The organism is Streptomyces sp. NRRL F-6492 (assembly GCF_001280125.1).
GTDB lineage: Bacteria > Actinomycetota > Actinomycetes > Streptomycetales > Streptomycetaceae > Streptomyces.
The window spans coordinates 1-6,727 of sequence record NZ_LGEG01000059.1 but is presented as its reverse complement, the minus strand read 5'-3'; the positions used below and the strand labels follow the sequence as shown (position 1 = coordinate 6,727).

Annotated in this window: 5 protein-coding genes and 3 pseudogenes; 5 read left to right on the top strand and 3 right to left on the bottom strand. The window is 68.9% G+C overall.

What is annotated here, in order from left to right:
- Positions 1 to 119 precede the first annotated feature (119 nt).
- Together ADL08_RS07660 and ADL08_RS07650 are read left to right on the top strand one after the other, a co-directional pair.
- Positions 120 to 847 (top strand): annotated as a pseudogene (locus ADL08_RS07660) (transposase family protein).
- 635 nt (positions 848 to 1,482) lie between these two features.
- Complete coding sequence (locus ADL08_RS07650; RefSeq protein ID WP_053641310.1) at positions 1,483 to 3,723, top strand: FG-GAP repeat domain-containing protein; 2,241 nt, start codon at positions 1,483 to 1,485, stop codon at positions 3,721 to 3,723.
- 131 nt (positions 3,724 to 3,854) lie between these two features.
- Here the strand turns inward: ADL08_RS07650 and ADL08_RS07645 are convergent, their stop codons facing one another.
- Complete coding sequence (locus ADL08_RS07645) at positions 3,855 to 4,037, bottom strand: hypothetical protein (RefSeq protein WP_159043000.1); 183 nt, start codon at positions 4,035 to 4,037, stop codon at positions 3,855 to 3,857.
- Positions 4,038 to 4,288: 251 nt separating this feature from the next.
- Between ADL08_RS07645 and ADL08_RS37075 the strand changes: the two genes are divergently transcribed.
- The 3 genes and pseudogenes from ADL08_RS37075 to ADL08_RS07630 all read left to right on the top strand — a co-directional run bounded on the left by ADL08_RS37075 (position 4,289) and on the right by ADL08_RS07630 (position 5,789).
- Positions 4,289 to 4,645: a hypothetical protein gene (locus tag ADL08_RS37075; RefSeq protein ID WP_159042999.1), complete on the top strand. Its 357-nt coding sequence runs from the start codon at positions 4,289 to 4,291 to the stop codon at positions 4,643 to 4,645.
- Positions 4,630 to 5,498: pseudogene (locus ADL08_RS35215) on the top strand (IS5 family transposase). The gene ADL08_RS37075 and the pseudogene ADL08_RS35215 overlap by 16 nt, the downstream one beginning before the upstream one ends.
- A gap of 33 nt (positions 5,499 to 5,531) precedes the next feature.
- Positions 5,532 to 5,789, top strand: a complete 258-nt coding sequence (locus ADL08_RS07630) for a DUF6221 family protein (RefSeq protein ID WP_053641308.1) — start codon at positions 5,532 to 5,534, stop codon at positions 5,787 to 5,789.
- 329 nt (positions 5,790 to 6,118) lie between these two features.
- On the opposite strand, the gene ADL08_RS07625 is transcribed toward ADL08_RS07630, so the two are convergent.
- Together ADL08_RS07625 and ADL08_RS07620 are read right to left on the bottom strand one after the other, a co-directional pair.
- Positions 6,119 to 6,322, bottom strand: a complete 204-nt coding sequence (locus ADL08_RS07625) for a cold-shock protein (RefSeq protein WP_053641312.1) — start codon at positions 6,320 to 6,322, stop codon at positions 6,119 to 6,121.
- Between the two features lie 245 nt (positions 6,323 to 6,567).
- A pseudogene (locus ADL08_RS07620) lies at positions 6,568 to 6,727 on the bottom strand (MerR family transcriptional regulator); the annotation flags it as partial.

Sequence of the window (6,727 nt, the reverse complement as noted above, 5' to 3'; positions counted from 1 at the left end):
TGGTGGATCCGGTTATCTTGGTCGAAACCCGTCTACCAGGGGCTTCTTCGCTCTGTCAGCCCAACGAGCAGGCCAGTCCGGCAGGTTGGAACAGGCTCAAGGTTGATGTCCCGCATGAGCTGGTCGAGCATGTTTCCCGGCTGATCTGCGCACGAAGGTGTGAACGCCGCTCGCGGTGGCCGAAGCCTGGCTGCTTCCGGCAGGCCCTGCTCGTCCTGGTGCATCTGCGCAAGAACGGAGCCGCTGCCCGCCCTGGCAGCCGGCTTCGGCGTCTCGACCGCCACGGCCTGGCGCTACGTCAGCGAGACCCTCGACGTCCTCGCGGCGTGAGCGCCGGGCCTGCACGAGGCCCTGACCGGCCTGGGCGAGGGTGACCATGTGATCGTCGACAGCCGCCCTGATTCCTATCGACCGCATCGCAGCCGATGAGCCGTACTACTCGCAAAAACACCGCAAGCACAGCCGTGAACGTGCAGCTCATCGCCCACCCTGACCCCACAGCCCTGTGGTTCTCCCACGCGACATCGGGCCGCACCCACGACCTAACCGCGGCCCGGGCCCACGGCATCGTCCAAGCCTGCCTGACCCGGCAGATCCTTGTCCTGGCGGACCGCGCCTACCAGGGCGCCGGCGCCACCGTCCGACCCCGCACTACCACCACCGCGAACAACCCGAGCACTACCAGCAGTTCAACCGCGACCACGCCAGGCTCAGAGCTCCCGGCGAACGCGCCTTCGCACAGCTGAAGTCCTAGCGGATCCTCTGCCGGGCCCGATGCTCCACCCGCCGCGTCGGCACCATCGTTCAAGCCGTCCACACCCTGCTGACCTGCAGCTATTCAGGATGAAAAGGTTCAGTTACTGCACGAATACGCTCGCCGACGTGTTGAAGGGCGTGGCGGGCCTTTACGGCACTGGTAACGTCCGGCGGTTCTCGTTCGATCTCGAGCCGGCGTCCTCTACCCGCAGATCATCGGCGAGGCCGCCCCGCGGCTGATCGAGAACTGCCGCAGCGTCCAGGACGGCGCCTTCTTCGACGAGACCGCCGAGGACCGTTACCCCGACGTCTTCGGACTCCTGCCCCCGCCCGCCGGCCACACCGCGCTGCGCGCTGCCCTGGCGGAGCTTCCTCGCCGGGGCCTCGTGATGGGCCACGACATCAGCGTCAACGCCACACTCCTCAAAGACGCCGTAGCCCGCCTGGGGGTCTGCCCCCCCCTGGCCGCCGGTCCGTACTCCCATAACGGACCGGCCCCACCCCGGTGCCTCCTCGCCCCAGCCGCGCGAGGAGGGGCACCGGGCGATCGACGCCATACCTATGACGGCTTGGTCGAGCACATACTGCGGGGAGAAGTGACGAAGACGGCCCAGTTGGGCACTGACCCGTAACTCCCGAGCTTCTCGTACAACTATTCGATCCGCTCACGAGTCTGAGTCGGACACGGCATTTCCGTGTCCGACTCAGACTCGTAGGGGCTTCACCTTGCAACTCCGCATCACCGGCGCCCGTCTCGCCACCGCCGTCACGGCTGTCCTCGCGGTCACCGCCCTCGGCGCCGGCACGTTGGCGACCGCACCGGCCGCGTTCGCGGCGACGTCGACCTCGTCCGAGCAGGCCGACGCCGCTCCTCCCGTCTTCCCCCAGGGTGCCGACCTCGCGGGCGTGGGCACTTCTGGCTTCCTCAGCTACTCCTACGACCGGGCCGGGACGAAGAGCGTGTTGTGGACGCCGTTCGACGGCGGAATGTCGACCCGGCTGAAGGTGCCCGAGCGCGGTGGTTCCACCGTGGCCGGCAGTGACGTGGTCGTCATCGGCGACGCGGCCCGGGCCGACGAGATGAGCAGGCTCACCCTGCGGAACATGGCAGACCCCTCCGCGTCGGCCGTCGACATCGACCTCGGTGCGCTGAGCGGCACCTACCTGACTGTCGTGAGCCCGACGAGCGTGCTCGCGCAGATCGCGAAGGATGACGGTACGACGGAACTGCACGTCGTGACCAGGACAGGGACCACGACGAGCAGTCGCGAGATCGCGGGTCTGCCGCAGGACGCCACCGACTTCGCCGGCTCGATGGTTCACGACGGCTCCGTTCTCGTCGGGTACGTGACGGGCCCGGAGGACGAGCAGGCCTACGGACGGGCACTGATCGACGTGGCGGCGGGGACGGTATCCGCGACTTACTCCGCTGTCCGGTCCGGGTACGGCTCTGACAGCCTGGTGTTCTCCGCTTCGCACGTGGCCTGGCCCGACCAGACGGACAGCACCGAGCTGTACGTCTCGTCAGTCGACCGCAAGACGGGCGCGCAGAAGCGGACCCCTCTCGGGAACATCCACGGCGAGTGGCATTACGTGCTCGTCGGCGACTGGCTGGTGTACGGCGAGCCCTGGACGCCCGTCCGGGCCGTGTCCCTGACCAGCGGCGAGATTCGCGACCTGGGCATCACCGCTTCGGCCTGGGCGTCCTCGGCCGACAACACCGCGCTGTTGCAGGGCAACCCGGCCTCCGACGGGCTGTTCCGCGTCGCGGCTGGGCAGGACGGCACCCCGACCGTCACCAAGGCCGCGGAGCCGGGCAAGCCAGTGATCCCGCTGGAGATCGACGAGGTCCACGTTCCCGCCATGGCGAACCTCGACAAGTCTCGCGGCCGGGTGACCCTGGGCTGGACGCTGTCGCGTGCCGACGCCCACGTGGACGTCACGCTCACGCACATCGCCACCGGCAAGGAGTTCACCAAGCGTCTGACCGCACCCACGAACGGCACGGAGTTCTCCTTCGTCTGGGAAGCCGTCTTCGAGGAGGTGACGCCGGATGGGGCCAGCTTCGTGGACGCGCCGAACGGCAAGTACGCCGTTGAGGCCGAGGCGACGCTCCTCGACGGCACGGGCGAGCCCGCCTACCAGGGCTGGTTCATGAACATCACCCGTGCGTACAACCCGCACGACTTCAACGACAACGGCTCCACCGACGTCTTCGCCCGGCACTCCAACGGTGTGCTGTGGCGCGACGACCTGCAGGACTGGCCGCAGCACGACGAGATCTGGACCGCCAAGACCACTCGTGTCGGCTCGGGCTGGGGGATCTACAAGCAGATCGAGGCCGTCGGCAACGCCGGAGGCGCCGCCGCCGGCGACCTGATGGCGGTCGAAGGATCCGGCGTGCAGTGGCTCTACCTCGGCAAGGGCGACGGCACGTTCGCCACGCGAGTCAAGGTGGGCACGGGCTGGCAGATCTACAACAAGATCGCCGCCGGTTCGGACCTCGACGGCGACGGCCGTCCCGACCTGGTGGCCACCGACGGCGTCGGCGCCCTGTGGTTCTACAAGGGCACCGGCAGCTACGCCAAGCCGTACGCGCCCCGCGTAAAGGTCGGTGGCGGCTGGCAGAACTACAACCACATCACCGCCGTCGGGAACATCGCCGGCACGGCCGCCGGGGACATGGTCGCCCGCGACGCCTCCGGCGTCCTCTGGCTCCACCAGGGCAACGGCCGCGGCGGCTTCGCCCCCCGCGTGAAGATCGGCGCGGGCTGGGGCGCCTACTCCCAGCTCGTCGGCGCCGGCGACCTCGACAACGACGGGCGCCCGGACCTGATCGCGTACGGGACGAGCGGCGAGTACGGCGCGTACGTCTACCGTTCGACGGGCAATGCCACCGCCCCCTTCAGCCGTCGCACGACGAGCCTGTACAAGCACCAGGGCCGCTACTACAACCACGTTGCCTGAGCGCTGTCCGTGCTTCAAACGGAGGACCGGTTCGTCCACGGTGCCCCTTCTCGTCCCCGCCGAGCGGGGAGGGGCACCGGCATGTCGTGGTCCGAACTCGGGACCCGAGGGCCCTGTGACCTGAGATGCCGTTATGCGAGGACTTGGCCGAGGTGAGTGTGGGGGCGCCCGGTGAGCTGCCGGCGCAGGGCCTCGGCCCGGGAGCGGACCAGGTCGTCGCGGTGGGGGCCGGGGAGCCGGTCGAGGACACCGGCGGCCATCTCGGCCGCCGCCGTGGGGTCGCCGTCCGCGTGCAGGCACGCGGCGGTGTCCATGACCAAGAACGCCCGGGTCATCACGGACGGGGATGCAGTGGGTTCGAGTGCGTCCCCTCGGGCGGCGTACGCGGCCGGTGTCGCCGAGGAGGGCGTACGCCTGCGACAGGTGCACGAAGTGCTTCTGCCCCGGGTAGCCAAATGACGTGTCGGCACTCTCCTGACCGTCGAGACGGTCGGCGAGCGCCCGGACATCCCGGACGGCGAGTTCGACGCCGCCGGTGTCGCCGAGGGCGGCGAGCGCCTGAGCGGTGACCGCCGAGGGCGGCGAGCGCCTGAGCGGTGACCGCCGCGGACAGCGCGGCGGTGGTGGGCGCGCTATCGGCCTCGCGGCGGGTGAGCGCGGCGAGATGGGCGGCCTGTTGAGGGGCGCCGTAGTTGAGCGGCACCATGGCGTGCCATGCGAGTACCCAGGCGGTCATCCGCAGGTCCCCGGACTCGCGAGCGGCTCGCTGCGCGGTGGCGAACCAGCGGTGTGCATTGCGCTGGTCACCGCGGTCGTGCTGGACGATCGCGACGAGCCCCGCGATCCCGGCGGTGGTGCGCGCGAGCTAGAGCGTGTCTCTTTGATCGGTTGGCCAGTTGATCGGATATGTCTGTTCGATTAGTGATCACTGGTGTGATGTGGGACCGGATCGAGCCGCTGATGCCGGCCGACCCGGTCCGCGGTCGGCGGTGGGCCGATCACCGCCGAACCTTGGGGGCCATCGCGTGGAAGTACCGCACCTGCTCGCCCTGGCGCGACCTGCCTGACGAGCTCGGCTCGTTCCAGACCGCTCACAAACGCCTGATCAGGTGGGCCGTGGACGGCACTTGGGGACGTATCCTCTCCGCGGTTCTGGCAGCGGCCGACGCTGATGGCGACATCGGCTGGACCGTCTCGGTGGACTCCACCGTCTGCCGAGCCCACCAGCACGCCGCCGGAGCCCGGAAAAAGGGGCGCCCGGCCGAGCTGAACCCGACGACCACGCCCTCGGACGCTCCCCCGGTGGCCTGAGTACGAAAGTCCACCTCGCCAGCGACAGCCGTGCACGGCCCCTGGCCCTCCGCGTCACCGCAGGCCAGGCAGGCCAGGCAGGCGACGCCCCGGCCTTCGAGACCGTCATGACCGGCATCCGGGTTCCGCGAAACGGACCCGGAAGGCCGAGAACCCGCCCGGACACCGTCCTGGCGGACCGCGCGTACTCATCCCGAGCGATCCGGAATCACCTCCGCCGGCGCGGGATCCGCACTGTCATCCCCCAGCCGTCCGACCAAGTCGGCCACCGTCTGCGGCGAGGCCGCGCCGGCGGTCGCCCACCGGCTTTCGACGCCTAGGCGTATCGACAACGCAATGCCGTCGAGCGGCGCATCAACCGACTCAAGCAGTGGCGCGGCCTGGCCATGCGAACGGACAAGCTCGCCATCGCCTACCACGCCGCACTCCACCTCGCCGCCATCCTCATCTGGACAGCCGCTTGACCGCCGAAGCGCCTCGGCCGCGAAGATGGCCACATGGACGATCTTGTGAAGTTCCTCGTCGCACGCATCAATGACGACAACCACGCCTATGCCTACGTGGCCGACACCCTGGGCGGCGAGGCTCTTCTCGACAGCCATCTCCCCATGCTCGACCTGACCGAGCAACTGGCCCACGACTACAAGGCCATGGAGCCCTCGAACCCCCGCTCGGCCGGCCTGGCATACGCGCTTCGAGTCCTTACCCAGTCATACGCCGAGCACCCCGCCTATCAGCAGGAATGGCGCCCCTAACCTTTCAAGGAGACAAGTCCTAGAGGACGGGTCGGTGCCCGCGCTCGCCGAGACCCTGGGCATGACCGAACAGGCCGCCCGCGCCCGTCTCCGGCACTACGAGCACCTCACCTGGCGCTGACCTGCCGGATTCTTCGGGAGAAGAAGCGGAGCAGCGCGGCTCGTCGTGCTCGCTTTCTCACCGGAGCCCCGGTCGTTTCGGGCTGGTACCGGGTGAGCCGGTCCGCGCGGACAACAGTTCAAGGCCGTGCAGTTGATAGCCCCACGGCCCTGAACTCGTTCACCACACGCTGCGCCACCGGCTCTTCATCGTGCCGGGGCGGAGGAGATCAGGCAGGGGTGATGTTCTCCGCCTGGGGGCCCTTGGGGCCCTGGGCGACGTCGAACGTCACGGCCTGGCCTTCCTGGAGCTCGCGGAAGCCGGAGGAGTTGATGGCGGAGTAGTGGGCGAAGACGTCCGGGCCGCCGCCGTCCTGGGCGATGAAGCCGAAGCCCTTCTCCGCGTTGAACCACTTCACAGTTCCAGTAGCCATGTCTGATGCCTTCCAGTCGATGAGCGTCTCCCGCACGGTGCGGGAGACGGAGGTGATCGCCCTGGTTCCTGCGGCACAGCACAGCAAAACGCCCACGCCTGGGACGTGGGCAAAGGGGAATTTCCGAACCACGACAGCTGACAGGAACGCTACACGCCCGCACCCTGCGTCACCACAGGAAACAGCGACGCGTTCGAAACCGGTCCGAACGAACAAGGCTCGCCGGTGTCAGGCAGAGCGCCACCTCAGGCTGCGCTCGACGGCTCGGCCGTCTCGGCCGTTTCGGCGGCGCGGCGGTATTCGGCATTGATGCGCTGGGCTTCTTCGAGCTGGTCCTCGAGGACGATGATGCGGCAGGCGGCCTCGACGGCGGTGCCCTGGTCGACGAGTTCGCGGGCGCGTGCG